Source organism: Pseudomonas sp. TWI923, assembly GCF_039673365.1.
GTDB lineage: Bacteria > Pseudomonadota > Gammaproteobacteria > Pseudomonadales > Pseudomonadaceae > Aquipseudomonas > Aquipseudomonas sichuanensis.
On record NZ_JBDJLM010000011.1, the window covers coordinates 23,721 to 48,684 of the forward strand.

Annotated in this window: 25 protein-coding genes and 1 tRNA gene; 9 read left to right on the forward strand and 17 right to left on the reverse strand. The window is 64.1% G+C overall.

Translation table 11 applies throughout. The features are described 5' to 3' along the window. Nucleotides 1-67 precede the first annotated feature (67 nt). Entirely contained in the window at nucleotides 68-988 is a 921-nt protein-coding gene (locus ABE459_RS07375) for an AraC family transcriptional regulator (RefSeq protein WP_110993750.1), read from the reverse strand. A gap of 198 nt (nucleotides 989-1,186) precedes the next feature. On the opposite strand from ABE459_RS07375, the gene ABE459_RS07380 reads away from it, so the two are divergent. Further along, entirely contained in the window at nucleotides 1,187-1,480 is a 294-nt protein-coding gene (locus ABE459_RS07380; protein WP_110993751.1) for an antibiotic biosynthesis monooxygenase family protein, read from the forward strand. A gap of 262 nt (nucleotides 1,481-1,742) precedes the next feature. Next, nucleotides 1,743-1,976, forward strand: a complete 234-nt coding sequence (locus tag ABE459_RS07385; RefSeq protein ID WP_110993798.1) for a hypothetical protein — start codon at nucleotides 1,743-1,745, stop codon at nucleotides 1,974-1,976. On the opposite strand, the gene ABE459_RS07390 is transcribed toward ABE459_RS07385, so the two are convergent. Continuing rightward, a complete protein-coding gene (locus tag ABE459_RS07390; protein ID WP_323831388.1) occupies nucleotides 1,977-2,582 on the reverse strand; it encodes a flavin reductase family protein in 606 nt (201 codons plus the stop codon). Between the two features lie 119 nt (nucleotides 2,583-2,701). Further along, on the reverse strand, nucleotides 2,702-3,145 hold the full coding sequence (locus ABE459_RS07395) for a heme utilization protein (RefSeq protein ID WP_323831386.1): 444 nt from the start codon (nucleotides 3,143-3,145) through the stop codon (nucleotides 2,702-2,704). A gap of 341 nt (nucleotides 3,146-3,486) precedes the next feature. On the opposite strand from ABE459_RS07395, the gene ABE459_RS07400 reads away from it, so the two are divergent. After that, nucleotides 3,487-4,239 (forward strand): hypothetical protein, encoded by a 753-nt coding sequence (locus tag ABE459_RS07400; RefSeq protein WP_125462784.1) that lies wholly within the window; start codon nucleotides 3,487-3,489, stop codon nucleotides 4,237-4,239. Between the two features lie 126 nt (nucleotides 4,240-4,365). Here the strand turns inward: ABE459_RS07400 and ABE459_RS07405 are convergent, their stop codons facing one another. The 4 genes from ABE459_RS07405 to bglX form a co-directional block, all read right to left on the reverse strand. Next, nucleotides 4,366-5,685 carry an MFS transporter gene (locus tag ABE459_RS07405; protein WP_110993756.1) on the reverse strand — a complete coding sequence of 440 codons (1,320 nt, stop codon included), beginning with the start codon at nucleotides 5,683-5,685 and terminating at the stop codon, nucleotides 4,366-4,368. 280 nt (nucleotides 5,686-5,965) lie between these two features. Further along, nucleotides 5,966-7,300, reverse strand: coding sequence for a sigma-54 dependent transcriptional regulator (locus tag ABE459_RS07410; RefSeq protein WP_258705786.1), 1,335 nt, complete (start codon nucleotides 7,298-7,300; stop codon nucleotides 5,966-5,968). Continuing rightward, entirely contained in the window at nucleotides 7,294-9,051 is a 1,758-nt protein-coding gene (locus ABE459_RS07415) for an ATP-binding protein (RefSeq protein ID WP_125462786.1), read from the reverse strand. Before ABE459_RS07415 ends, ABE459_RS07410 begins: the two co-directional genes overlap by 7 nt. Before the next feature lie 116 nt (nucleotides 9,052-9,167). Further along, a complete protein-coding gene (gene bglX, locus ABE459_RS07420; protein WP_323831382.1) occupies nucleotides 9,168-11,459 on the reverse strand; it encodes a beta-glucosidase BglX in 2,292 nt (763 codons plus the stop codon). A gap of 200 nt (nucleotides 11,460-11,659) precedes the next feature. Here bglX and ABE459_RS07425 point away from each other — a divergent pair, with 200 nt between their 5' ends. The 4 genes from ABE459_RS07425 to ABE459_RS07440 all read left to right on the forward strand — a co-directional run bounded on the left by ABE459_RS07425 (nucleotide 11,660) and on the right by ABE459_RS07440 (nucleotide 14,541). Continuing rightward, nucleotides 11,660-12,268 carry a hypothetical protein gene (locus tag ABE459_RS07425; protein WP_323831380.1) on the forward strand — a complete coding sequence of 203 codons (609 nt, stop codon included), beginning with the start codon at nucleotides 11,660-11,662 and terminating at the stop codon, nucleotides 12,266-12,268. 99 nt (nucleotides 12,269-12,367) lie between these two features. Then, nucleotides 12,368-13,588, forward strand: a complete 1,221-nt coding sequence (locus ABE459_RS07430) for an SAM-dependent methyltransferase (RefSeq protein ID WP_258705788.1) — start codon at nucleotides 12,368-12,370, stop codon at nucleotides 13,586-13,588. A gap of 162 nt (nucleotides 13,589-13,750) precedes the next feature. After that, nucleotides 13,751-14,029 (forward strand): hypothetical protein, encoded by a 279-nt coding sequence (locus ABE459_RS07435; protein ID WP_125462789.1) that lies wholly within the window; start codon nucleotides 13,751-13,753, stop codon nucleotides 14,027-14,029. A 2-nt stretch (nucleotides 14,030-14,031) separates the two neighbouring features. After that, a complete protein-coding gene (locus tag ABE459_RS07440) occupies nucleotides 14,032-14,541 on the forward strand; it encodes a DNA-binding protein (protein ID WP_125462790.1) in 510 nt (169 codons plus the stop codon). A 22-nt stretch (nucleotides 14,542-14,563) separates the two neighbouring features. On the opposite strand, the gene ABE459_RS07445 is transcribed toward ABE459_RS07440, so the two are convergent. From ABE459_RS07445 to ABE459_RS07485, 9 genes are all read right to left on the reverse strand, one after another. Further along, complete coding sequence (locus ABE459_RS07445; protein WP_125462791.1) at nucleotides 14,564-15,574, reverse strand: DUF4917 family protein; 1,011 nt, start codon at nucleotides 15,572-15,574, stop codon at nucleotides 14,564-14,566. Between the two features lie 107 nt (nucleotides 15,575-15,681). Further along, on the reverse strand, nucleotides 15,682-15,969 hold the full coding sequence (gene nadS / locus ABE459_RS07450) for a NadS family protein (RefSeq protein ID WP_125462792.1): 288 nt from the start codon (nucleotides 15,967-15,969) through the stop codon (nucleotides 15,682-15,684). Continuing rightward, entirely contained in the window at nucleotides 15,966-16,286 is a 321-nt protein-coding gene (locus ABE459_RS07455; RefSeq protein WP_323831376.1) for a type II toxin-antitoxin system RelE/ParE family toxin, read from the reverse strand. Before ABE459_RS07455 ends, nadS begins: the two co-directional genes overlap by 4 nt. Nucleotides 16,287-16,417: 131 nt before the next feature. Beyond that, nucleotides 16,418-18,118, reverse strand: coding sequence for a SulP family inorganic anion transporter (locus ABE459_RS07460; protein WP_125462794.1), 1,701 nt, complete (start codon nucleotides 18,116-18,118; stop codon nucleotides 16,418-16,420). A 205-nt stretch (nucleotides 18,119-18,323) separates the two neighbouring features. Next, a tRNA-Gly gene (locus tag ABE459_RS07465) sits at nucleotides 18,324-18,397 on the reverse strand. Between the two features lie 113 nt (nucleotides 18,398-18,510). Then, entirely contained in the window at nucleotides 18,511-19,395 is an 885-nt protein-coding gene (locus ABE459_RS07470) for an alpha/beta hydrolase (RefSeq protein WP_323831374.1), read from the reverse strand. A gap of 447 nt (nucleotides 19,396-19,842) precedes the next feature. Further along, entirely contained in the window at nucleotides 19,843-20,535 is a 693-nt protein-coding gene (locus tag ABE459_RS07475; RefSeq protein ID WP_125462796.1) for a 16S rRNA pseudouridine(516) synthase, read from the reverse strand. Nucleotides 20,536-20,566: 31 nt separating this feature from the next. Continuing rightward, nucleotides 20,567-20,788: a cysteine-rich CWC family protein gene (locus ABE459_RS07480; RefSeq protein WP_125462797.1), complete on the reverse strand. Its 222-nt coding sequence runs from the start codon at nucleotides 20,786-20,788 to the stop codon at nucleotides 20,567-20,569. Next, nucleotides 20,778-22,271, reverse strand: coding sequence for a diguanylate cyclase (locus ABE459_RS07485; protein ID WP_125462798.1), 1,494 nt, complete (start codon nucleotides 22,269-22,271; stop codon nucleotides 20,778-20,780). Before ABE459_RS07485 ends, ABE459_RS07480 begins: the two co-directional genes overlap by 11 nt. Nucleotides 22,272-22,483: 212 nt before the next feature. Here ABE459_RS07485 and ABE459_RS07490 point away from each other — a divergent pair, with 212 nt between their 5' ends. Next, nucleotides 22,484-22,948, forward strand: coding sequence for a hypothetical protein (locus tag ABE459_RS07490; protein WP_125462799.1), 465 nt, complete (start codon nucleotides 22,484-22,486; stop codon nucleotides 22,946-22,948). A gap of 60 nt (nucleotides 22,949-23,008) precedes the next feature. Here the strand turns inward: ABE459_RS07490 and ABE459_RS07495 are convergent, their stop codons facing one another. Then, entirely contained in the window at nucleotides 23,009-24,115 is a 1,107-nt protein-coding gene (locus tag ABE459_RS07495; protein WP_125857597.1) for an enoyl-CoA hydratase/isomerase family protein, read from the reverse strand. 128 nt (nucleotides 24,116-24,243) lie between these two features. On the opposite strand from ABE459_RS07495, the gene ung reads away from it, so the two are divergent. Next, nucleotides 24,244-24,936, forward strand: coding sequence for a uracil-DNA glycosylase (gene ung, locus ABE459_RS07500; protein WP_125462801.1), 693 nt, complete (start codon nucleotides 24,244-24,246; stop codon nucleotides 24,934-24,936). Nucleotides 24,937-24,964: the final 28 nt, after the last annotated feature.

The window sequence follows — 24,964 nt, forward strand, 5'->3', positions numbered from 1 at the left end:
CAAGCCTGCCCCCACGATCTGGAACCATTCAGATCGTGGGAGCGGGCTTGCCCCGCGATGTGTTCACTCAGCCAGCGCTGGCACGCAACCGCGCCACATCTCTGATCGGCGGCGCGCCATACAGCCGGCTGTATTCACGGCTGAACTGCGATGGGCTCTCATACCCCACCCGATACCCCGCCACCGCCGCTTCCAGCCCGTCATTGAGCATCAGCCGCCGCGCCTCTTGCAGGCGCAACTGTTTCTGGTACTGCAACGGGCTCATCGAAGTCACCGCCTTGAAGCGGTGATGCAGGGTCGAGGTGCTGAGGTTCACTTCGCGTGCCAGGTCTTCGATGCGCAGCGGTTGCTGGTAATGCTGGTTGAGCCAGCTGATCGCCTGGCACACCCGGTGAGTCTGGCTGTTGGACAGGGCGATCTCGTACAGGCGGTGGCCCTGCGGCCCGCGCAGCAGGCGGTAGAGAATCTCGCGGCGGATCAGCGGCGCGAGGATCGGGATATCGCGCGGCGTATCCAGCAGGCGGATCAGGCGCAGCAGGGCATCCAGCAGCTGCGGGTCGCTTTTTTCGACGAACAGGCCGCGGCCGGAAGGCAAGTTGGGCACCACCATCGGGCTGCTTTCGGCGATCAGCTGGCTGATCTGCGCCGGGTCGATGTCCAGGCGCAGGCCGAGGGCCGGGTGTTCCGGGCTGGCCTTGAGCAGCGCGCCGCTGATCGGCAGGGTCACCGACACCACCATGTAGTTCAGTGGGTCGTAGGCATAGTGCTCATCGCCCAGGATCAGGGTCTTGCTGCCTTGGGCCAGGACGCACAGGGCCGGCTGGGCCAGTGCGGGCATGCCGCGAATATCCTCGCGGTAGCAGGTGAGGTAGAGGTCATCGATGGGCGAGGCCGGGCCATAGGGTTCACCGGCATGGCGCAGGATCAGCCCGGCCAGCTCCTGGCGCTGCTGTTCCAGGGAGGGTTCAAGGGGCGGGGGAGTGGTCATGGCGGGTTTCCTCTGCTGACCGACGCAGCATAGGTTTGGGCAATGCCGGGCGCTAGTCGGATGCTGCAGATCGATTGCCTGATCCTGCAGCGCTGCAGGATCAGGCAATCGGCCGGCAGTAATGGCCTAACGTCGCGCGAGGGGGGGCCCCTAACCTTGGCAGCCTGTTTCTCGCCCCTGGCTTCAAGGAGATCGTTCATGACCCTTCAGCAACCGGTCACTCATTTGGCGTTCATCCGCGCCAGCAACGGTCGTTCCGCGGAACTCGGCGTACGCCTGCGCGACTTGCTCGAGCCTACGCGGCGCGCGCCGGGTTGCCTGGCGTTCAGTGTGCAACGCTCGCAAGTCGATGCCGACCTGTGGCTGCTCAGCGGCAGCTGGTGCGACCAGCAGGCGATGAGTGGCTATTTCGCTTCGCCGACGCTGAACGTGTTCGGTGAGCTGGTGCAGGCGCAAGTGGTCAGCAGCCTGGACCTGCATACCTTTGCCTGATCTTGCGGCCCGATTGCGCCCCCCCCCATATCCTGTGGACTTGCACATTCCCTGTAGGAGCGGCCTTGTGCCGCGAAAGGGCTGCGCAGCGGCCCCGGCAATCTATGTGGTAACGCTGGGGCTGCTCTGCAGCCCTTTCGCGGCACAAGGCCGCTCCTACAGTTCCAACGCTTGTGGGAGCCGGCTTGCCGGCGATGGGGCCGGAACAGGCAACCCGGTCGGTGTACAATGCCGCCCCTCGATCACACAGGCGCAGAGCAGCATGGCACGTAAAGAATTCCCTCACTTCGAAGCGGTTTCGGCGATGGTCCCGGTGGAAGGCGGCGGCTACAACGCGGCGATTGCCGTGAAGGCCCTGAACATGGGCGGTGCGCCGCGCTTCCACAAGGTCCTCGAGGGCCAGGTGTTCACCTCCGCCATCGCCGCCGACGCGGCTGCCTGCGCCGAACTCGAACGCCTGCAGGGCGTGGGTGAGGAAGGCGAACTGATCTTCTGATCAGACCTGCGGGCGGCTCATCTTGAACAGCTCGCCCAATGCGAAGTAATCCGCCGGGCCGCCGCCACGCAGGATCGGTTCGGCGGCAGCGGTGTCGTAGATGCCATCCTTGAGCAGGTGTTCGGCAATGTGCACGGCCACCACTTCGCCAAGAATCAGCCAACTGGGCACCATTTCCTGGTCGGCCCGCTTGAGCTGGATGATCTGGCTCACCTTGCATTCGAAACTCACCGGGCTCTCGCCCACCCGTGGCACCTTGACCACCTTCGAGGCAGCTGGCGTAAGGCCGCTGAGGACGAACTCGTCGACCTCCGCCGCCACGGCGGCGCAGCTCTGGTTCATTTGTTCGGCCAATGGCCGGGTGGCCAGGTTCCAGACGAACTCGCCGGTCTGCTCGATGTTGTTCAGGCTGTCTTTGCGCCCGACGCTGCAGAAACCGATGATCGGCGGGATGTAGTTGAAGGCGTTGAAGAAACTGTAGGGCGCCAGGTTAAGGCGGCCTTCGCGGTCGTGGCTGGAGATCCAGCCGATGGGCCGGGGGCCGACGATGGCGTTGAACGGGTCGTGGGGCAGGCCGTGGCCTTTGGCGGGTTCGTAGTAGTACATCTGCGCTAGGCCGGGAGGCCCTTCCTGGTTGGGAACGAGGCGCCTAGTGTGCCAAGGCTTTGCCTGGCTGGAAATGATCAAGCCCGGCCGAAGCCGGGCTGGTTGCACGCTGCCAGCGATCAGCTGAAGCGGTGGGCGTTGGTGCGGTCGAAGCCGTTTTCGGCGAAGCGTTGGCCGTTGGTGCGGTCGAAGCCGTCTTCGGCGAAGCGTTGGCCATGGGTGCGGTCGAAGCCGTCTTCGGCGAAGCGTTGGCCATTGGTGCGGTCGAAGCCGTCTTCAGCGAAGCGTTGGCCATTGGTGCGGTCGAAGCCATCTTCGGCAAAGCGTTGGCCATTGGTGCGGTCGAAGCCGTCTTCGGCGAAGCGTTGGCCGTTGGTGCGGTCAAAGCCGTCTTCAGCGAAGCGTTGGCCACCGGTGCGATCAGAACCATCTTCTGCGTAGCTGTTCAACTGGCTCTGGACGGCGGCGAAGGTGTGGGCACTGGTACGGTCGAAACCGTCTTCGGCGAAAGCGCCAGTGGTCAGAACCGAGAGGGTCAGGGCGAGGATCAGTTTGTTTTTCATGGTCGTTGCTCCGGTGGATCAGTGGGTTGTTTGTTTCTATGGGTTCAATGCTACGCCGATTAAATTGATTAAAAAGCGCAAAAAATAACGCTAAATAATCGATTAAATCGATTGTTATGGGCGTGGCTGCCCCTCGCCGAAAGTAGTACCTGGCCTTGTCAGGCCATGGGAACGATGCGGCTTTTTCAGTTGGCCAAGCATGGCGGGTGGGAATTAATGCCGAATTAACAGCTCACGAGCGTTCGTCGTACGCGACCAACGCTTTTTTCATACAACTCCAACCGTTTTTTCAGACAGCGCTCTTCACCATCGCCGCACTTAAAAACTGGAGCGGCACAACGATGAACAAACTCCCGCAAATCACCCTGGCCTTCTGGGTCATGAAGATCTGCGCTACCACACTCGGCGAGACGGCGGGCGACCTGCTGTCCATGACCCTGAACATTGGTTATGCGATGAGCTCGCTGTTGCTGATCAGCGTGTTTCTGCTGACCCTGGTCACCCAGCTCTACTCGCGCCGCTACAACCCGATGCTCTATTGGCTGGTGATCCTCTCCACCAGCACTGCCGGCACCACCATGTCCGACTTCATGGACCGCACCCTGGGGCTGGGTTATGCAACAGGCTCGGCGCTGCTGATCGGCATCCTGCTGCTGACCTTTGCGGTGTGGCGCCTGAGCGGCAACCCGCTGGATGTCACCCGTATCAAGAACCGCAGCGGTGAGCTGTTCTACTGGGTGGCGATCCTGTTCTCCAACACCCTCGGCACCGCGCTGGGCGACTACCTGGCCGACGATTCGGGGCTGGGCTTCGCCGGCGGTGCGCTGCTGATCGGTTCGGCAATCGCCGTGGTGGCGGCTGCCCGCTACTGGACCAAGATCTCCGGCGTGGTGCTGTTCTGGATCGCCTTCGTGCTCACTCGCCCATTCGGTGCGACCCTGGGCGACGTGCTGACCAAGACCCACGAGAAGGGCGGGCTGGACTTCGGTACCGTGGGTTCGTCGATGGTGCTGGGCGGGGTGCTGCTGGTGCTGGTGCTGGCGGCCACCTACTACCAGCGTCGTGAGCCGCAGCGGGCGATGGAGATGTCCTGAGTGACAGATATTCGGCTCATTGCGTGAGCCGAATAAGCCCGCTATTCGGCTCAGGCTCAAATCACAGCCAATAAAAAGGGGCGCCCCGTCAGCCGGAGCGCCCCTTGTTCATTGCGGTGCAGCCAATCAGTCAGTGGTGATCCGCGAGTGCTGCTTGGTGTCTTTCATGGTTGCGTATACCAGCAGCGAGCAGGCGATGCAGCCGGTGACGTACCAGTAGAAGCCGGTTTCCATGCCGTTGCTCTTGAACCACAGGGCTACGTACTCGGCAGTACCGCCGAAGATCGATACGGTCAGCGCGTACGGCAGGCCGACGCCCAGGGCGCGGATTTCGGTGGGGAACAGCTCGGCTTTGACCACGGCGTTGATCGAGGTATAGCCGCTGACGATGATCAGCGCGGCCATGATCAGGAAGAACGCGCCCCACCAAGTCTGCACGGTGTGCAGGGTGCTGAGGATCGGCACGGTGAACAGGGTGCCGAGCACGCCGAAGGCGATCAGGATCGGGCGACGGCCGATCTTGTCGGAAAGCCCGCCGATGATCGGCTGCAGGCACATGAACAGGAACAGCGTGGCCGCCGAGATGGTGGTCGAGTCGCTGATGCTCATGCCCACGGTGTTGACCAGGTACTTCTGCATGTAGGTGGTGTAGGTGTAGAAGGCCAGGGTGCCGCCCATGGTCAGGCCGACCACGGTCATCAGCTCTTTGGGGTGGCGCATCAGGGTGCGCATCAGGCTCTCTTTGGACTTCTCTTTCTTGGTGAAGGAGGCGGTTTCTTCCATGCCACGGCGCAGGTACAGGGCAACCACCGCGCACAGCGCGCCGATCACGAAGGGTACACGCCAGCCCCAGGCATACAGCTGCTCGGTGGTGAGGGTCTGCTGCAGGATGATCAGCACCGCCAGGGCGATGAGCTGGCCGGAAATCAGGGTCACGTACTGGAAGCTGGAGAAGAAGCCACGGCGTTCCTTGCTGGCCATCTCGCTCAGGTAGGTGGCCGAGGTGCCGTACTCACCGCCCACCGACAGGCCTTGCATCAGGCGCGCGACCACCAGCAGAACCGGTGCGGCAACGCCGATGGTCTCGTAGCCAGGGGTGAGGGCAATGACCAGGGAGCCGGCGCACATCAGCAGCACCGAGGCCATCAGCGCGGCCTTGCGGCCTTTGCGGTCGGCGTAGAGGCCCATAAGCCAGCCACCGATCGGGCGCATCAGGAAGCCCACGGCGAAGATCGCAGCGGTATTGAGCAGTTGTGCGGTGGTGTCGCCGGCGGGGAAGAACGCTTTGGCGAAGTACAGCGAGAACGCGGCGTAGACGTACCAGTCGTACCATTCGACCATGTTGCCGATGGAACCACTGAAGATCGATTTGAGGCGGCTGGCGGTGGTTTTTTCCGCGGCGGGCGCGGCGGCCGCCCCGCTGGGCAGGGTGCTGGCGTTATCCATCAGGGATACCTTCTCGTTGTTTTTGTGGAGCGCGCTCGGGGCGCAGCTTGAGAAGGGTTTTGCAGGAGCTGTGCCAAATGGGTGCGGGGTGATCCATTCGGGGGCGCGTTACGCCCCGTCGCGACACAAGGCCGCTCCTACAGGCCTTGCAGTGCTTGGGTTCCCGCGATCCCTGTAGGAGCGGCCTGGTGTCGCGATGGGCTGCGAAGCAGCCCCGGCAATTCGACAGGTGATAAGCGAACTTCCGCTCATCCGCCTGATTCGATAAGCGGAAATCCGCTCATTCGCTGCCGAGAAAATCCTCACGCACCAGTCCATGGCGCTGCATCTTCTCGTTCAGCGTACGCCGTGGCAGCTGCAACGCCTCCATCACCCCTTTGATCTCGCCCTTGTGCTGGCGCAGCGCAGCGCGCAGGCATTGGGCTTCGAAGGCCTCCATCTGTTCGCCCAGCGACTGCCCGCCTGGCAGGCTCTCAAGGTTCGGCGAATCCAGCCCCAGGGCATGACGCTCGGCAGCATTGGCCAGCTCACGCACATTGCCCGGCCAGTCGTGGGCCAGCAGTTGCGCCAATCGCCCTCCACTGACCGGTGGGGCATGGCGGCCCAGGCGTTCGGCGGCCGTGCGGGCGAAGTGTTCGAACAGCAGCGGGATGTCTTCACGCCGCTCGCGCAGCGGTGCCAGGCGCAGCTCGGCAACGTTGAGGCGGTACGCCAGGTCTTCGCGAAAGCGCCCGGCACGGGCCTCTTCCAGCAGGTCCGGCTTGGTCGCGGCAATGATGCGCAGATCGACGGCGATGCTCTGGTTGGCCCCCAGGCGTTCGAGCTTCTGTTCCTGGATCACCCGCAGCAGCTTGGCTTGCTGGGCCAACGGCATGCTTTCGATTTCGTCGAGAAACACGGTGCCGCCGTTGGCGTACTCCAGCTTGCCGATGCGTTTGCCCTGGGCGCCGGTGAACGCGCCGCTCTCATGGCCGAACAGCTCGGCTTCGAACAGGGTTTCGGGGATCGCCGCGCAATTGAGCGCGACGAAGGGCTTGCCTGCGCGCGGGCCAAAATCGTGCAGGCAGCGCGCCACCCGCTCCTTGCCGCTGCCGGTCTCGCCACGGATCAGCACGTTCACCGGCAGGCTGGCCAGGTCCAGCACCTGCCGGCGCAACTGTTGCAGCCCCTGGGACATGCCGAGCAGGCTGGTTTCGAGCTGCGCCTTGAGGTCGGCCTGCTCATGCAGGCGACGGTTTTCCAGTACCAGCCGGCGCTTTTCCAGGGCGCGGCCGAGGCTGCCCAGCAGGTGCTGCGGGGTGAAGGGTTTTTCCAGGAAGTCGTAGGCGCCGTTGCGCATCGCCTCCACCGCCATCGGCACATCACCATGGCCGGTGAGCAGGATCACGGGCAGGTCGGGGTCATCCTGTTGCAGCCGTTCGAGCAGTTGCATGCCGGAAAGCCCGGGCATGCGCACGTCGCTGAGGATCACCCCGGGGAAGTTGCGCGGCAGCTGCGCCAGGCAATCCTCGCCACGGGCGAACAGTTGCACGCTGAAGCCCGACAGGCTCAACCACTGTTCCACGGCGGTGCGGATACTGGCTTCGTCATCGACGACGATCACTGAATTCAACATACCGGCTCCAGGTCACGGGGTAGCGTCAGGCTGAAACGCGCGCCGCCCGGCAGGTTTTCGACCTGCAGGCAGCCGCCGGCATCGACCACGATGCCATAGGAAATCGCCAGGCCCAGGCCCAACCCTTCACCCACCGGCTTGGTGGTGAAGAACGGGTCGAACACCTTGGCCAGGTCGGCCGGCTCGATGCCGCCACCGGAGTCGAGCACGCTCAGGCGCCACTGGCCGTCGTCGAGCTCGATGCGGATCTCCAGGCGTTTGTAGCGCTTGTCGGCCATGGCGTCGAGGGCGTTGCGCAGCAGGTTGATCAGCACCTGCTCAAGGCGGATCGCATCGCCGCGGACCCAGGCCGGGCGGGCGAGGTACAGCGCTACGTCCACCGCTTCGGCGTGGATGCGCGCATCGAGCAGGTGCAGCGCCTGGTCGACCACCGTGGCCAGGTCCAGGCGCTCGCGCAGCCCGCCGGGGCTGTTGCGGGCGAAGGTCTTCAGGTGGCCGGTGAGCGCGGCCATGCGCGTGAGCATCTGCTCCAGCGGCTCCAGGGCCTGGCGCGCCTGGTCGTAACGGCCATGGTCGAGCAGCAGGCGCAGGGTTTCCAGCTGCATGCGCTGGGTGGTCAGCGGCTGGTTGATTTCGTGGGCCAGGGCGGCGGACATCTGCCCCAGCGCCGCCAGCTTGGCCGATTGCACCAGGCCTTCCTGGGCGGTGCGCAGTTCGCGGGTGCGCTCCTCGACCTGGCGCTTGAGCTCTTCGCGGCTGCGCTGGCGCAGGCGAGCCAGGCGCAGGCGCTGGCTGACGAACAGCGCGGCGAACACCAGGGTCAGCCAGATCGCGGCGGCGGCCAGGGCGGCGTTGCGGCCATCCTCGGCGACCTGTGGCTTGCGCAACAGGTGCAGGGTCCAGCCTTCGGCTTCCAGCGGCAGGCTTTCCCAGAGGTATTCGGCGGCGCCGTCGGGGCCCTGCACGCGGGTCAGGTGGCTGTTGTCGGCGAAGCGGGTCAAGGCCTGGTGCTGCAGGGGCACCAGCGGCTGCTTGTCGTACTGGCGGGTTTCAGCCAGTTCGGCGCGGTCGGCGCCGCTCAGCGGTTGCAGTTCGCGGTAGCGCCAGCCGTCCTGGTTGGCGATGAAGGTGATGCCACGGGCGTCGCTGACCAGCAGGATATCGCTGCCCTGGCGCCACTCGCGTTCAAGCTCGGGGAACTCCAGCTTGACCACCATGGCGCCGAGGAAACGACCATGTTCGTCGTTGACCGCGCTGGCCAGGAAATAGCCCGGCACGCCGCTGGTCACGCCGACCGCGTAGAAGCGGCCGCTGCCCTGGCTGCGGGTCTGTTTGAAATAGGGGCGAAAGCCGTAGTTGGAGCCGACATAGGTGGTCGGCAGGCGCCAGTTGCTGGCCGCGATGGCCAGGCCGGTGCGGTCGAGCAGCTCCAGGGTGGAGGAATTGGCGGCGCCGTTGATGCGCTCGAGCTTGTGGTTCAGGGCATTTTGCACCGGGTCGGTGACCGGGCCGCGCAGGGCGTCGATCAGTTCCGGGTCCAACGCCAGTACCGCAGGCAGGGCGCGGTAACGCTCGATCAGGGTGTGCAGGTTGTTGGCGTACAGGCCCAGCTGTTGGCTGGCCCGCTGCGCATCGGCCCGCATGGCCTCGCGCTTGGCCTGGTGCATGGCCCAGCCGGCGCTGAGGCCGGTGCCGACCAGGATCAGCAGGATGATCAGCCCCAGACGCAGGGCGCGGAAGGAAGAGGGCATGGGGCGGATCCGGGGTGTCGGTTTTCAGGTCCGGCTTCTTCGCTGGTAAACCCGTTCCCACAGGTATCGAGAAGCCTGTGGGAGCGGGTTCACCCGCGAAGAAGCCAACGCAGATGTCAGAGCAGTTCGAAGCTCTGCTGCTGCACCGCCTGCGAGTCCAGGCCGATCTGCACATTGAACTGACCCGGCTCGGCCACGCGCTGCAGCTGGCCATTGTAGAACTTCAGGTCTTCTTCACTGATGTCGAAGGTCACGGTACGTGCTTCACCGGCCTTGAGCATCAGCTTCTGGAAGTTCTTCAGTTCTTTCACCGGGCGGCTCATCGACGCGCTCTGGTCCTGCAGGTACAGCTGGACCACGGTCTCGCCGTCACGTTTACCGGTGTTCTTCACCGTGATCTTGGCCTTGAGGGTTTCGCCGCGCTTGAGTTCGGTGCGCGACAAGGTCAGGTCGGTCAGGTCGAAGCTGGTGTAGCTCAGGCCGTAGCCGAACGGGTACAGCGGGCCGTTGGGCTCCTCGAAGTACTGCGAGGTGTAGTTGCCCGGCTTGCCGGGGGTGTACGGGCGGCCGATGCGCAGGTGGTTGTAGTACATCGGGATCTGCCCGACCGAGCGCGGGAAGGTGATGGCCAGGCGGCCCGACGGGTTGTAGTCGCCGAACAGCACGTCGGCGATGGCGTTGCCGCCTTCGGTGCCGCTGAACCAGGTTTCGAGCAGCGCATCGGCCTGTTCACGTTCCCAGGCGATCGACAGCGGGCGGCCGTTCATCAGCACCAGCACCAGCGGTTTGCCGGTGGCCTTGAGCGCCTTGATCAGGTCGCGCTGCACCGCCGGGATTTCCAGGGTGGTGCGGCTCGACGATTCGTGGGACATGCCACGGGACTCACCGACCACGGCCACCACCACGTCGGCCTGCTGGGTGGCCTTGACCGCTTCGTCGATCAGCACGGCGGCCGGGCGCAGGTCGTTGACGATTTCCGGGGCATCGAAGTTGAGGAAGTTGAGGTAGTCGAACATGGCCTTGTCGCCGGTCACGTTCGAGCCTTTGGCGTAGACCAGCTTGGCCTTGCCCTCGACGGCGCGGCGCAGGCCTTCGCGTACGGTGACCGAGTGCTGTGGCTTACCGTCGGCGGCCCAGCTGCCCATCATGTCGATGGGGGCGTCGGCCAGCGGGCCGACCAGGGCGATGGTGCCGGCCTTCTTAAGCGGCAGGGTCTGCTCGCGGTTCTCCAGCAGCACCAGGCTGCGGCGTGCCACGTCGCGGGCGGCGTCGCGGTGCAGGCGGCTGTCGGCGTAGTAATCCTGAAGGTCAGTCTCAGGCTTGCCGATGCGCACGTACGGGTCCTTGAACAGGCCCATGTCGTACTTGGCGCCGAGCACTTCGCGCACCGCCTGGTTCAGCTCGCCCTGGGTCACTTCGCCGGACTTGAGCAGGCCTGGCAGCTCTTCGCCGTACAGGGTGTCATTCATGCTCATGTCGATGCCGGCCTTGATCGCCAGCTTGGCCGCTTCGCGACCGTCGCGGGCCACGCCATGGCGGATCAGTTCCTGGATGGCGCCGTGGTCGCTGATGGTCACGCCCTTGAAGCCCCACTCCTTGCGCAGCAGGTCGTTCATCAGCCAGGTGTTGGAGGTGGCCGGCACGCCGTTGATCGAGTTCAGCGCCACCATCACCCCCCCCGCACCGGCGTCCAGCGCGGCGCGGTAGGGCGGCAGGTATTCGTTGTACATCTTCGGCAGGCTCATATCGACCGTGTTGTAGTCGCGCCCGCCCTCCACCGCGCCATACAGGGCGAAGTGCTTGACGATGGCCATGATGCTGTCGGGCTCGGCCGGGCTCTTGCCCTGGAACGACTTGACCATCACCTGGCCGATCCGCGAGGTGAGGTAGGTGTCTTCGCCGAAGCCTTCACTGGTGCGGCCCCAGCGCGGGTCGCGGGCGATGTCGACCATCGGCGCGAAGGTCATGTCCAGCGAGTCGGCGGCGGCCTCGATGGCCGAGGTGCGGCCGACCTTGGCGATGGCGTCCATGTCCCAGGTCGCGGCCAGGCCCAGGCCGATCGGGAAGATGGTGCGCTCGCCATGGATGGTGTCGTAGGCGAAGAACATCGGGATCTTCAGGCGGCTGCGCATGGCGGCGTCCTGCATCGGCCGGTTCTCGGGGGCGGTGCGCGAGTTGAAGGTGCCGCCGATGCGCCCGGCGGCAATCTCTTCGCGGATCTTCTCGTGGGGCATTTCGGGGCCGATGCTGATCAGGCGCAGTTGGCCGATCTTTTCGGCCTCGGTCATCTGGCTGACCAGATGGTCGATGAATGCCTGCTTGTCTTGCAGGGGCGGGGCGGAGGGGGCGGCAAGGGCCGCCTGACTGGCAAGGCCCATGGCCAGGCCCAGCAAAGACAGTTTCATCATCAATTCCGTTGTTGAGTAGGGCGGTTGGCCGAGAACTTTCGTACGCCTGTTGTTATGAGGTCCGCTGGCGATTTTTTGGATCATTCGTCCATGATCCGACGCAGCCGCGGATTATGCCTTATATGAGGCGCTTGTTGAGATACACTCTCGCCACCCCGATGCCGGGATAACAACGATAAGAACGCTCAAGAGACGATGGCATGACCGAATACGAACAGCGTCAGATCGCCGAGGCGATCGCACGCGTCGAGCGGCGCACCGACGCGGAACTGGTGACCGTGCTGGCGCGCCGCGCCGACGACTACCCCTATCTGCCCCTGCTCTGGGCGGCGCTGCTGGCGCTGATCATCCCGCTGCTGTTGCACCGCTGGCAGGGCGGGATCGGCCTCAACGGCCTGCTACTGGCGCAGATGCTCACCTTTATCGCCCTGTGCCTGTTGCTGCGCCATCCTCGCCTGGCTGCCTGGCTGGTGCCGGCGCTCCTGCGCCGGCGACGTGCTTCCGGGCTTGCCCGGCAGCAATTTCTCGAACTCAACCTGCAGCGCACCGCTGGGGCTACCGGGGTGCTGATCTTTGTCAGCGAGGCCGAGCGGCATGTCGAGATCCTGGTCGATGAAGGGATCGCCCGGCACCTGCCGGCCCAGGCCCGCGAAGCGATCGTTGCGCGGTTCACCGAGCAGGTCTGCCAGGGCCATACCCTGCAAGGCTTCGTCGACTGCATTGAGGCGTGCGGCGAACTGCTCAGCGAGCATGTACCGCCCACCCATGCGCGCAACGAGCTGCCCAACCGCCTGGTGATCCTCGATTGAGCCGCGCCCATCGCGAAAACCTTCGCGATGGGCGGCCAGCGACGTAGAATGCGCGGCATTGCGCAACGCGCTCCCCGCATTCCGAGGCACCCGCTCCCCATGTCGTCCACTACTTCCGCCCCCACCGCGCCGGATGCGCGCGCCCAGTTCCTGAGCCTGCTGGGCGACGCCCTGGCCGATGGCAGCCTGGTCAAACTGGTGCTGGCCCGTCACGTGGGGGCCGACCAGACCCTCCAGCGGATCATCGCCAAACCGGTGCAGCTCAAGGGCGAGGCCTGCCTGCAACTGGTCTACCGCCACCAGACCCGCGACATCACCCGCAACCTGCCATTGGGCCAGGCGCAGGCACTGGTGGCCGAACTGCTGCCGGAGAGCTTTCGCAACGCTCACCTGTTCACCGGTGCGGGTGAAGTGCAACTGGAGTTCAGCAAGAAGGGCAAGCCGATGCTGCGCCGTCACCTGGCCCAGCAGGCACCCCGGGAAGCGGCGGCAGCTGGGCATGACCGCGAGAAGAAGCGTTACCTGGAACTGTCGCGGCCCTTCCTGCGCGACCTTGGGGTGACCGACGCTCAAGGCGCGTTGATCCCGTCGATGTCGCGCAAGTGGAAGCAGATCAACAAGTTCATCGAGGTCTTCGACCACGCCCTGGCCGGCGCGCCGGTGGCGGCTGATCAGGCCTTGCGGGTGGCCGACTTTGGCTCGGGCAAGGGCTACCTGACGTTCGCCATGCACGACTACCTGCGCAACACCCTCGGGCGCGAGGCACAGGTCACCGGCGTCGAGCTGCGCCCGGACATGGTCGAGCTGTGCAATGCCGCTGCTGCGCGCCTGGAGCACCCGGGGCTGGTGTTCGAGTGCGGTGACGTGCGCAGCGTGGTGCCGGAGGCCATCGAAGTGATGATCGCCCTGCATGCCTGCGACATCGCCACCGACTACGCCATCCACACGGGCATCCGCTGCAATGCGGCGATCATCATGTGCTCGCCGTGCTGCCACAAGCAGATCCGCCCGCAACTGCACAGCCCAGGGCTGCTGCAGCCGATGCTGCAGTACGGCCTGCACCTCGGGCAGCAGGCCGAGATGCTCACCGACAGCCTGCGCGCGCTGTACCTCGAGGCTTGCGGCTACGAGACCAAGGTCTTCGAGTTCATCTCGCTGGAGCACACCAACAAGAACAAGATGATTCTTGCGGTGAAGCGCAAACAGCCAGTGCCGGCGGGGGCGCTGCTGGAAAAGATTGCCCAGCTCAAGGCGTTTTATGGGGTGCAGGAGCATTGCCTGGAGACGTTGTTGCAGGCGGATGGATTGATCGCCGGGTAAGCACAAACTGTTGGGTGCCATTCCCGAAAGTGTGTAAGACGCCTCCCGAGCGCGTCTGGCGGCCGATATTGGTGTCGAGAGATCTGTAGTGTGGTAGCCATTCATGGTCCATGGTTGTCATTTGACAACCATGGATTGAGTGACCACACTGGAGAACATTTGATGCCGCGCCCCAGTCACGCCAAGAAAGAGGTCGAGCAGGCCTTGAGGCATGCTGAGTTCCATGGATGGAGAATCGTTGCGGGTGGAGGGCACTGCTGGGGAAAGATGTATTGCCCCTTAAACGATGCTGACTGCCGATGCGGGGAGCTTTGCGTCACCAGCATCTGGAGCACCCCGAAGAACCCAGGCAATTTCGCGCGTCAGCTAAGGCGTGTGGTGGACAATTGCACTGGAACCCGCAATACGGATACCGCAGTGAAGGCGGGAAAGGAGCAGTGACGATGGAATACGAGTTCACCCTCAAGTACCAACTTGTCGATGACGAAGAAATGGATGCACTCCTCGAGCGCCTGGCCGAAGCGGGTTGTGACGACGCCCTGGTCGGGATTGGTCAGCCCGGTCGCCTGTCGCTGGAGTTTGTACGGGAGTCGTCCAGTGCCGAGGAGGCGATCGAGAGCGCGCTCAGGGATGTTCGCAGCGCAGTGCCTGGCGCACGACTGATAGAGGCGACGCCCGACCTGGTCGGGCTGACCGATGTGGCCCAGATCGTGGGTGTGTCGCGCCAGAACATGCGCAAGCTGATGCTGGCGCACATGCACAGCTTCCCGGCCCCCATGCATGAAGGCAGTACCTCGCTCTGGCATCTCGCCGATGTATTGGCCTGGCTGCAGGCAAGGGGGAGTTACGACATCGGCCAGCAGATGCTGGATCTGGCTCGGGTCGCGATGACCGTCAATGTATCAAGCGCCCATGCACGGGTGTTCAAAGGGACAATGGCTTTGGCCGATTGAAGCTGTGCCGCTGGGGGCAGTTTCAACGGCGTCCTGTTGGCACCTCGATCGCCAACTCCGCCAGCCCCAGGGGATGCGTGCTGGCATCGAAGAAATGCAGCGCCGTCCCGTTCAGATCACCGAACCGCTCGACGAAATGCTGCTTCTGGTTCAGCACCGATGCCTCGCTCAACGGCCGGATGGCAATCAGCAGATGCGCCGGCCGCGCCTGGCGAATGGCGTCGAGCAGGTGCTGATCGCTGCTGTCCAGATGCTGGCCGAACAGGCAAATCCCCTCGTCCTCGTTGGCCAGTTGCCCCAGGCACCATGACAGGTAATCCGAGTTGCGGATCGCGCGCAGTTTCTCCTCGCTACGGAACTCGTTGACGAACAACGGCACCTCGCCGGGGATGTTCACGGCAAAACCGTCCAGCAATTCGGCGCACTCGGCGCTGCGCTGGCGGCTGGAGCCGTCAGGCAGTTTGAGCAGGTGCAGGCCGCCATGCAGGTGCATCACCCGGGTGCCTTCGCAGCGGGTGCGGCGCACGTCGAAGAAGCCCTGCTCGTCGAACAGCGTGGCAAAACCCTGTGGCGCATGCTGCATGGCCCACGGCAGGATCAGGTCGTAGTTGCTGGTGTAGACGCTGCGAAAGCCACGCAAGGCCTGGTTGATCGAGGCCAGGGTAGCCGCCGGCATCAATGGCCATGGCAGGTGCACGGTGCGCACTGCGTGAATCAGCGCTTCCTTGATCGAGTAGTAGCGGTTCAGCGGCGCGGTGGAGTTGATGGCCAGCGCGGCGTTGGCGCGGACAGTGTGGTTGAGGGTGCTCAGCAGCGGTTCGAACAGCTCTGTGCCGAGCGACTTGAACAGCGCCTGGTCACTGATCGCCAGGCCTTTCTTGCGGCCGGCACGCTGGGCTTCTTCGTACAGCGAGAAGTAGCCGAACGGTTTCCACAACGCCCGGCTGGCACCGTTGCCCAGCAACAGGGCGGTGCAGGGGTGGCGCTGGTTGAGGTCGGCCCAGGCGGGCAAGTGGGCGTCGAGTGCGGGCATGGGCGGTCCGTTGGGCGTGGCTCAAAACGCGGCGACTTTAGCATGTCATGCAACCTGTGCGAGGCATGTCGCGCGCAGAGACCGGTGCGGCAGCTCTGCAGCAATTTTCAATGCGACAAGGCCTTGAGCACGTGATCAGGGTCGTTGTGGATGGCCCGTAGCAGCGCTTTGGCAGGCCCCGTGGGCTCCCGGCGCCCCTGTTCCCAGTTACGCAGCGTAGCGACTTGCACATCGATCATCTCGGCGAAACGTACCTGTGACAAACCGGTGGCCTTACGGATTTCCCGGACTTGAAGGGCGTCGATTTCGAACTGGCGCGAGGGTTGGCGTTTGCCCTGGATGATTTCATCCATTTCTACAACGCTTTCCATCAGTTCGTCGAAGAGGCGGCTCATGGGTATCTCCAGTTTTCGATGACGGACTTCAAAGCCTTGCGCTGTTCGGCGGATAGCTCCGTTTGTTCGTTCTTCGCAAAGATGCAGAGCAAGGTGATATGTGACCTTGCCGTGAAGTGGTAGTAGATGACTCTGGCGCCGCCTCGCTTGCCGTGGCCATTCGCTGGGGCGCGGATTTTGCGCAGGCCGCCGGTCCCTTCGATGACATCCCCTGCATCGGGGGAAATCAAAAGACGAACCTGCAACAACCTGTAGGTTTCGTCGTCGAGCAGCTCTTTTGCGCGCTTGGTAAAGACAGCGGTTTCGGTAAAAAGCATAGCAGGGTATACGCCATTGGCGCAGTCACTTTTCACCAGCGATGCGCGGAGAGTGGAATGCCCGAAAGGCTACCTTCTCGCCGACACGGTACTGCATCGCTCCCCTCTGACAACGATGTAGGCGCCTTCCTCTACTTGTCGGCGGATTCCCTGCTCGTCCTGTTCCGCCATACCCGATACGCCCTGATCCCCGCTCGCACCGAGCCAAACAGCAATTTGTCCTCCATTTCCCGCGCCATCCCCGAGCGCACCAGCATGCGCAGAAAGGTGCCGCGGGCGCGGGCGATGGCGAAGTGGATGCCCTGGGCGGTGAGCGTGTCGCGCACCTCGCGCAGGGCGGCGATGCCGCTGACGTCGATACTGGTCACGGCTTCGGCGTCGAACAGCACCGCCTGGGGCTTGTCCACCCCCTGCACGGCGTCGAGCAGGCGCATCTTGAAGTAGTCGGCGTTGAAGAACAGGATCGCGTCGTCGAAGCGATACACCACCAGGCCTGGCACGGTGCGGGCGTCCTTGTGCTGGCGCACGTCCACCTGCCCCTCGACACCCGGCAGCCAGCCGAGTACCGCGTCGGTAGGCTGGTAGATGCTGTAGAGCAGGCGCAGGATGGCCAGGGTCACGGCAAACACGATGCCCGGCAGCACGCCCAGCCCCAGCACGCCGACCGTGGTCAGCAGGCACAGCCAGAATTCGAAGCGGCTGAGCTTGCGGATGGTCTTGAGCGACTTGATGTCGATCAGCCCCCAGCCGGCCATAAGCAGTACCGCGCCCAGCGCCGCCTGCGGGATCCAGGCCATGGGGGCGGTGAAGAACAGCAGGATCAGGGCAATCACCAGCGCGGCGATGATGCCCACCAGCTGGCTCTTGCCGCCGACCATGTCGTTGACCGCAGTGCGCGAGTCGGCGCCGCTGATGGCGAAGCCCTGGGAAATGCCGGCAGCCAGGTTGCTCACCCCGAGGGCGACGAATTCATGGTTGGCGTTGATCGCGTAGCCATGCCGGGCGGCAAAACTGCGGGCGGTGAGCATGGCGCTGCAGAAACTGATGGTGGCGATACCCAGGGCGTCACGCAGGAGGCTCTTGGTTTCCGCCAGGTTGCTTTGTGGCCAGGCCAGTTCGGGAATGCCCGCCGGTACCGGGCCAAGGATCGCCACGCCATAACGGTCCAGGCCGAGCAGCCCGGCCAGGGCCGTGAACACCACCACCGTGACCAGCGCTGCCGGCAGGCGCGGGTAGCGCCGCGGCAACCAGATCAGCAATGCCAGCCCAGCCAGGCCGATCGCCAGCGTCAGCCAATGGATCTCGCCCAGCCGCTGCAGGAAGTTGATCAAGCTGAGGATGAAACCGTCGCCCTCGATCTTGAAACCCACGACTTTGGAGAGTTGCCCGGCGAGCAGGCTGAGGCCGATGCCGTTGAGGTAGCCGATCAGGATCGGCCGCGAGAAAAAGCTGGCGATGAAGCCGGCGCGCGCCACCCCGGCGCCGATCAGCATCACACCCACCAGCACGGTGACGATCACCGACAGCTCGGCAATGCGCTGCGGGTCGCCCATGGCCAACGGGGCCACAGCGCCGCCGATCATCGCGCAAGTGGCGGCATCGGGCCCGACCATCAGTTGCCGCGAACTGCCGATCAAGGCGTAGACCATCATCGGCAACACGCAGGCGTACAAGCCGTACTGCGGCGGCAAGCCGACGATCTGGGCATAGGCGATGGCGATGGGGATCTGGATCGCGGCCACCGACAGGCCCGCCTGCAGGTCGGCGTGGAACCACTCGCGACGGTAATGCAGCAGGTTGGCCAGGCCCGGTAGCCAGCGGGAGAGAAACATGCGCAGTCCTTTGGATATGTTTCAGAAAGCTTAGGTGTTTTTGCGTGCTGAGCAGCACCGGGCATTTAAGCCAATCGGGCGCGGGATGACCATGGGCCAGGTCAATGAAGGGTGCGCATATGCAGGCGGCAGAAACGAAAAAAGGAGCCAAGGCTCCTTTTTACAGCGATGACGTCACTGGAACGCCATGCGGGGGAATGCGATTTGGAGCGGGTAGAGGGAATCGAACCCTCAACTAAAGCTTGGGAAGCTTTCGTTTTGCCACTAAACTATACCCGCGTCTGCGCCCGACTTTTTACCATAACCCCCTGCCAATTAATAGCCCAATGTCATAAAAGGCTGTCGGCAGCCTGCTGCCTGCGGATAAGCCAGGCATGCAGGTGCCGGTGCGCTTAGATAGCCAGTGCATGCTGCCCCTGCGTGTGGGTGTAGCGTTGACGGGACTCGCGCACGGTCGGCTTGAGGAAACCGAGCATGACCGAGCGGGTATCCTCGCAGGCGCTCTTGTGCTCCATGTCGAGGAAATGGCCGGCGCCATGGATCACGCTGAAGTGGCTTTGCCCCACATGTCTGCTGAACTGCCGCGCATCTTCGACGGTGGTGTATTCGTCACGGTCGCCGTTGATGAACAGCACCGGGATATCGATGTTGCGCGCGGCCTTCAGCGCTCGCTCCAGGTCGTGGTCGAGCACCTGGTTGATGTGGAAATGCATTTGCGCGTACTCGTGGCTGTCCAGGCTGCTGACATGCCGGTAGTTGAAGCGCTTGAACAGCGACGGCAGGTATTTGCCGATTGTGTCGTTGACCAGATTGCCCACCTGATAGCGATCGCAGGCGGCCAGGAACTGGCAGCCACGCTCCAGGTAGTCGCGCATCGGTTCGTTGATCACCGGCGAGAACGAACTGACGATGGCCTTCTTCACCAACCGTGGCTGGTGCGCCAGCGCCAGCAGGGCGCAGGCACCGCCCCAGGAGAACGACATCACGTGGTCGGCGTGGAAGTGCTCGATCAGCTCAAGGAGGATGTGCGACTCGGTCTCCTTGGTGATCAGCCGTTCCTGGCGGTTGTGGGGCTTGGACTTGCCGGCATAGGGCTGGTCGTACAGCACCACGTTGAATTGCGGGTGAAGGCTGCGCACTGTCTGTGCAAAGGACGCCGTGGTGGCCAATGATCCATTGATCAGGATGATGGTCTTTTCGGCGCCTTCCGCGCGATGGAACTCCGTGTAAACCCGGTACTGACCTTGGATATCAAGTACAGCAATTTCTGGCCTCATGTCATCGACTCCTGGCGCAAAAAAGGGTATTCGCGTCACCTGTTGGTCTGTGTGGCTGGTTCGTGAACTCGCGTTCGAATCAACCGCGCAGGCCGTTAGGGTGCACGTGCTTTATGACAGGTAGGCATTTGCCTGGAAGAAAACCGGTGGGCCCTTGTGTCGATCCCTGACGCGCGTGTCGACGGTATTGTTGTAGCGGGCGATTTACCGTGCCCCAAGGTGTCGAGACCCTGGGTGGCCGGCAAAAAGGTGTCTTGGACTGCATCCGTGACCGGTAAGTCACAGGCAGACCGACAAGTTGGCAGTCAAGCAGCGCAGGGCCGATCGCGCAAGTGAGTTTCTGGGGATATTTTGCAGCAAACCGCTGGGCGGTCGGTGTAGTGGAAAACTGCCAGGGCTACCCAATCGTTTGCGCGAAAAACGCCTGCGCAGGGCCTTCGCAGCGGCTCAGAAACAGGCGATTTCCGCGGCCGAAAGGTCCCTGTACTGGCCCGGCAACAAGGCCGGATCCAGCTCGATCATCCCCATGCTTTCGCGGTGCAGTTGCAGCACCTTGTTCTGAAAGTGGCCGAACATGCGCTTGACCTGGTGATAGCGGCCTTCGACGATCGCCAGCCGCGCTTCGCGGGGGCCGAGAATATCCAGCTGCGCAGGCTGGGTGGTCAGGTCTTCGAAGGCGAAATAGAAGCCTTGGCGAAACTTCTCGACGTAGTGGGCGCCGATCTCGTCCTCGGTCTGTACGTGGTAAACCTTGGCCAGCTTGGTCTGTGGCTGGGTCAGGCGGCGCGACCACTGGCCGTCGTTGGTCAGGATCAGCAGGCCGGTGGTGTTGTAGTCCAGGCGCCCGGCAATATGCAGGTCGTCGCGCCATGCAGGCGGCAGCAGGTCGAGCACGGTGCGGTGCTGCGGGTCGCTGGTGGCGCTGACGCAGCCCATGGGCTTGTGCAGCATCAGGTAGCGCGCCGGGCGGCCGGCCTGCAGCAGTTGTTCGTCCACCTCGACACGGCTGAACTCGCGTACCTCGTGCAGCGGGTCGGCGGTGATCACGCCATCCACGCGCACACGCCGCTGCACCAGCAGCAGGCGCACTTGCTGGCGGTTGAAACAGGGCAGGTTGGTGAGGAAACGGTCGAGGCGCATGGCGGCAGGTGGCGACAGATCGGCGCGCAGTCTAGCGGATCGCGGGGGACTGCGCTGCCTTGAGTTGCTCGTCCACTTTCGCGCACTGCGGGCACAGGCAGGCCTGGTTGCGCAGTTCGGCAGGCAGGGCTTCGATGATCGCCGGGTCGATGCTCACCGCGAAGCACCAGCACCCTTGGGTGGCGCTGGCCGGGTTGGCCAGGCCGCACTGGTTGGCGGCGCCGCAGGCAGGGCAGTGCTGGTTACTGGTCATGGTCGGGTCCGGGCATCTGGCTGCAGACGCGGTTGCGTCCGCCTTGTTTGGCACGATAAAGCGCGTGGTCGGCGCGGCTCAGCAGGCTGTGCAGGGTGTCGTCGCGCTGCAGGCCGGCGAGGCCGATGCTGACGGTCAGGCGCAGCGGTTGGTCGGCGTAACTGAAGATCAGTTGCTCGGTGCGCCGGCGGATCTTTTCGGCCACTTCGACGGCCTGGCGCCCTTCGGTTTCGCGCAGCAGCACGATGAACTCCTCGCCGCCCCAGCGGCAGAGTATATCGGACTGTCGCAGGCTGCCCTGCAGCACGTTGGCAAACTGGCGCAGCACTTCGTCGCCGGCCAGGTGGCCGTGGGTGTCGTTGAGTGCCTTGAAGTGGTCGAGGTCGATCAACAGGGCGACCAGCGGTGCACTGATGCGCTGCGCCTCGACCAGCGCCTGGCCGGCCAGCAGGTCGAAGCTGCGCCGGTTGGGCAGGCCGGTGAGGCTGTCGAGGGTGGCCAGGGCCTCGGCGTTGTCCTGATGGCGCTTGATCATGGCGTTGAGCAGCGACAGCACCACCAGGGTGATCATGGTGCAGATCGCCAGGTTCAGGTACAGCGACTGGCGGATGCGGTCCAGGGCACTGGTCTCGCGCTTGTCCACCAGCAGGTACCAGTCCAGTTCGGGCAGCGGGCGCACGTTGAGGAAGTGGCTGTGGCCGTCGTTATCGTAATACTCGTGGCTGCCGGCGGCAGGGGTCGGCATGCGCGCCAGCAGGTCTTTCCACTGGCTGCTGTCACTCAGTTGCTGCCCTGCGCGAAGTCCGTGGGGGCCGCCGTCAGAACCGGTCAGCAGCACCTTGCCCTGGGCATCGGTGAACAGCACCGAGCGATGGTAGCGGCGCTGGTAGTCATCGATCAGGCGCACCACCGACTCGACGCTCAAGCCCACCCCCACGGCACCGATGAAGCGCTGCTGGTAGTCGAGCACGCGGTAGTTGATGAATACCGTGAGCTTGTCCTGGTTGGCCATGTCCACGTCGACATTGATCTCGTAGGGCACGCTGGCCTCGCGCAGGCGGAAGTACCAGGCATCGCGCCAGGCATCGGCCTTGACCTGCTTGAGTACACCTTTGGCCTGGTAGTAGGTGCGGCTGCGTTCGGAGACCAGGAAACTGGTGAAGGTGCCCTGGCCGCCCATCACTTCGCCCAGGTAGCGGGTAATGCGCGTGGGGTCCTGTTCGCCGCCCAGCAGCCAGTCCCGCAGGAAGGTGTCCTGAGCCATCATCGACGAGATCAGCACCGGGCGGATCAGGTCTTTCTGGATTTCCGAATAGACGGTGTCGGAGGTCAGTGGCAGCTCGGTGTTGACGATGCCGTCGCGGATTGCCCCGCGCGAGGCGTAGTAGCTCAGCAGCGAGGTGGCGAGGAAACCGCAGCCCAGCAACAGCAGCAGGGTGAAGATCAGCGAGCGTTGCGAGAACAGGGCGGAAGGCGAGGGCATGATCGTCCCATGATGTGTGCCGGTGGCGACATTCTAGTGAGATGACCGAAAAATGACTGCATGTTTTTCAGGGTTATAAGGGATGTTTCAATTTGTTGCAGAAATGGCACTGAACCCTGGCCGGACTGTCTTATGCAGTGTCGATCAACGCATCGTCGTCGACGCTCGCCAGCGCCGCTGTGTCGGGCACCCCTGCGGTCCAGGAGGCCGCCATGTACCCACGAATCCTGATCATTGTCCTGCTCGGACTGCTGACTTCTGCCTGCGCCCCCTACTACGAGAGCGACGGCTATTACCGCAGTGATTACTACACCAGCGACCGCTACGTGTACCCCGGCTATTACCGCCAGGACCGCTACTATGTAGCCCCGCAACCGCGCTACTACTACCAGAGCGCGCCGCGTTACTACCAGCCTGCACCGCGCTATTACCGGCCGGCACCGGTACCGCATTATCGGCCTTATCCGGCACCCGGCATGCAGCCCAGCTGGCACGGCAACCCGCGTAACGACTATGGCAACCGGCAGCGTTATGACTATGGGCGGGACCGCGATCGGCAGGACTACCGCAACGACAACCGTGGCGGGCGAGGGGATCGCTGGCACTCCAATGGGCAGGGCCATGATGGCCGTGGCCCGGACGGCGGGCGGGGAGGGGATCGCAACTGGCAGCGTTGAGGGCTAGTGGGCCAGCACAGGGCAAGTCGGCGTGCCGTACCGACTTGCCCTGTGCTGTTTCTACGCCAGATCAGCCAGCGGGTGCCGACCTTCCCAGGCCTTGCTGAAATGCGCCGCCACCACTGCTGCGGGCACCTGCGCCACGTCCGGCCAGTGCCAGTGCGGCGTGTTGTCCTTGTCCAGCAATCTGGCCCGCACCCCTTCGCTGAACTCGGGGTGACGGCAGCAGTTGAGGCTCAGGGTGTATTCCATCTGGAACACCTGCGCCAGCGACAGGTGACGGGCCCGGCGGATCTGCTCCCACACCAGGTGCGCGGTCAGCGGGCAGCCCTCGTGCAGGCGCTGACCTGCCGCGGCCAGTAAAGGGTCGGCATGCCGAGCCAGGCCGGCCAGCGCACGCCAGGCCGCTACCGGGTCGGCCACATCGAGTACTTCGTCGATCACTGCCCGGCGCGCCAGCCATTGGCCCTCGGGCAGTTCGGCGCACGCTCGGTGCTGTTCGGCCTTGAGCAGGCTGTTGAGCTGCAGGGCGGTCTGTTCCTGCCAGTTCAGTTGCAGCAGCTCCTCCACCAGCGCTTCTTGTTGATGCTCGCCAAAGAAACGGTCGGCCAGGCCCAGGTCCAGGGCGTCACGGGCATTGATCGGCGCGCCGGTGAGGCCGAGGAACAGGCCGAGCTTGCCGGGCAGGCGGGACAGGAACCAGCTGGCGCCCACGTCCGGATACAGGCCGATGCTGATCTCGGGCATGGCCAGGCGGCTGCTGGGGGTGACGATACGCACCGCCGCGCCCTGCAACAGCCCCATGCCACCACCGAGCACATGGCCATGGCCCCAGCACAGCAGGGGCTTGGGGTAGGTGTGCAGGCGGTGGTCGAGGCGGTATTCGCTGGCGAAGAAGGTGGCGGCCAGCGGCGGTATGCTGCCGGGATGCTCGCGGCAGGCTTGTACCAGTGCACGCACGTCGCCCCCGGCACAGAAGGCTTTAGGCCCGTTGCCGCGCAGCAGTACGCAGACGATGCCGGGGTCGTGAGCCCAGGCGTGCAGGCGCTCGTCGAGCACCTCGATCATCGGCAGGGTCAGCGCATTGAGCGCCTTGGGTGCATCCAGGCTGGCGATGCCGATGCGGGCGCCATCGGCGCCGGTGAGTACCTCGCATTGAATGGACATGGACTACCTCGCGCAAGTCATCCCACCAGTATGGCCCGCGCTGCTGAAGCTGCCGGTCGTCGGTCGGATCGATTGACAAGCCGGCGCGGCTTTCCTAGTGTCGCGCCACTTTGCTTCTGGATGGCCCCATGACCGACGACGACCGCATCAAACTCGAACCCAGCTGGAAGGCCGCGTTGCGCGCCGAGTTCGACCAGCCCTACATGCATCAGCTGCGTGAGTTCCTGAAGGGTGAATACGCCGCCGGCAAGGAGATCTACCCGCCGGGGCCGCTGATCTTCAATGCGTTGAACTCAACGCCGCTGGAGCAGGTGAAAGTGGTGATCCTCGGCCAGGACCCGTACCACGGCCCCGGCCAGGCCCATGGCCTGTGCTTCTCGGTGCAGCCGGGCGTGCCTACGCCGCCGTCGCTGGTCAACATCTACAAAGAGCTGCAACGCGACCTCAACCTGCCGATCCCCAACCACGGCTACTTGCAGAGCTGGGCCGAGCAGGGGGTGCTGCTGCTCAACACCACCATGACCGTGGAGCGGGCCAATGCCGCCTCGCATGCCAAGAAGGGCTGGGAGTTCTTTACCGACCGGGTCATCCAGGTGGTCAGCGAGCAGTGCCCGAACGTGGTGTTCCTGCTGTGGGGGGCGCATGCCCAGAGCAAGCAGAAGCTGATCGACGCCAGCAAGCACCTGGTGCTCAAGTCGGTACACCCGTCGCCATTGTCGGCCTATCGCGGGTTCTTCGGCTGCGGGCATTTCAGCCGGGCCAACGGCTTCCTTGAGCAGCGCGGGATGGCGCCGATCAACTGGGCGTTGCCGCCGCTCTGAGCAGGACCTCATCGCGGGGCAAGCCCGC

Excerpts from the sequence above, each read along its gene's own strand:
- ABE459_RS07375 (WP_110993750.1), bottom strand. The coding sequence starts at position 988 with ATGACCACTCCCCCGCCCCTTGAACCCTCCCTGGAACAGCAGCGCCAG.
- ABE459_RS07380 (WP_110993751.1), top strand. The coding sequence starts at position 1,187 with ATGACCCTTCAGCAACCGGTCACTCATTTGGCGTTCATCCGCGCCAGC.
- ABE459_RS07385 (WP_110993798.1), top strand. The coding sequence starts at position 1,743 with ATGGCACGTAAAGAATTCCCTCACTTCGAAGCGGTTTCGGCGATGGTC.
- ABE459_RS07390 (WP_323831388.1), bottom strand. The coding sequence starts at position 2,582 with ATGTACTACTACGAACCCGCCAAAGGCCACGGCCTGCCCCACGACCCG.
- ABE459_RS07395 (WP_323831386.1), bottom strand. The coding sequence starts at position 3,145 with ATGAAAAACAAACTGATCCTCGCCCTGACCCTCTCGGTTCTGACCACT.
- ABE459_RS07400 (WP_125462784.1), top strand. The coding sequence starts at position 3,487 with ATGAACAAACTCCCGCAAATCACCCTGGCCTTCTGGGTCATGAAGATC.
- ABE459_RS07405 (WP_110993756.1), bottom strand. The coding sequence starts at position 5,685 with ATGGATAACGCCAGCACCCTGCCCAGCGGGGCGGCCGCCGCGCCCGCC.
- ABE459_RS07410 (WP_258705786.1), bottom strand. The coding sequence starts at position 7,300 with ATGTTGAATTCAGTGATCGTCGTCGATGACGAAGCCAGTATCCGCACC.
- ABE459_RS07415 (WP_125462786.1), bottom strand. The coding sequence starts at position 9,051 with ATGCCCTCTTCCTTCCGCGCCCTGCGTCTGGGGCTGATCATCCTGCTG.
- bglX (WP_323831382.1), bottom strand. The coding sequence starts at position 11,459 with ATGATGAAACTGTCTTTGCTGGGCCTGGCCATGGGCCTTGCCAGTCAG.
- ABE459_RS07425 (WP_323831380.1), top strand. The coding sequence starts at position 11,660 with ATGACCGAATACGAACAGCGTCAGATCGCCGAGGCGATCGCACGCGTC.
- ABE459_RS07430 (WP_258705788.1), top strand. The coding sequence starts at position 12,368 with ATGTCGTCCACTACTTCCGCCCCCACCGCGCCGGATGCGCGCGCCCAG.
- ABE459_RS07435 (WP_125462789.1), top strand. The coding sequence starts at position 13,751 with ATGCCGCGCCCCAGTCACGCCAAGAAAGAGGTCGAGCAGGCCTTGAGG.
- ABE459_RS07440 (WP_125462790.1), top strand. The coding sequence starts at position 14,032 with ATGGAATACGAGTTCACCCTCAAGTACCAACTTGTCGATGACGAAGAA.
- ABE459_RS07445 (WP_125462791.1), bottom strand. The coding sequence starts at position 15,574 with ATGCCCGCACTCGACGCCCACTTGCCCGCCTGGGCCGACCTCAACCAG.
- nadS (WP_125462792.1), bottom strand. The coding sequence starts at position 15,969 with ATGAGCCGCCTCTTCGACGAACTGATGGAAAGCGTTGTAGAAATGGAT.
- ABE459_RS07455 (WP_323831376.1), bottom strand. The coding sequence starts at position 16,286 with ATGCTTTTTACCGAAACCGCTGTCTTTACCAAGCGCGCAAAAGAGCTG.
- ABE459_RS07460 (WP_125462794.1), bottom strand. The coding sequence starts at position 18,118 with ATGTTTCTCTCCCGCTGGCTACCGGGCCTGGCCAACCTGCTGCATTAC.
- ABE459_RS07470 (WP_323831374.1), bottom strand. The coding sequence starts at position 19,395 with ATGAGGCCAGAAATTGCTGTACTTGATATCCAAGGTCAGTACCGGGTT.
- ABE459_RS07475 (WP_125462796.1), bottom strand. The coding sequence starts at position 20,535 with ATGCGCCTCGACCGTTTCCTCACCAACCTGCCCTGTTTCAACCGCCAG.
- ABE459_RS07480 (WP_125462797.1), bottom strand. The coding sequence starts at position 20,788 with ATGACCAGTAACCAGCACTGCCCTGCCTGCGGCGCCGCCAACCAGTGC.
- ABE459_RS07485 (WP_125462798.1), bottom strand. The coding sequence starts at position 22,271 with ATGCCCTCGCCTTCCGCCCTGTTCTCGCAACGCTCGCTGATCTTCACC.
- ABE459_RS07490 (WP_125462799.1), top strand. The coding sequence starts at position 22,484 with ATGTACCCACGAATCCTGATCATTGTCCTGCTCGGACTGCTGACTTCT.
- ABE459_RS07495 (WP_125857597.1), bottom strand. The coding sequence starts at position 24,115 with ATGTCCATTCAATGCGAGGTACTCACCGGCGCCGATGGCGCCCGCATC.
- ung (WP_125462801.1), top strand. The coding sequence starts at position 24,244 with ATGACCGACGACGACCGCATCAAACTCGAACCCAGCTGGAAGGCCGCG.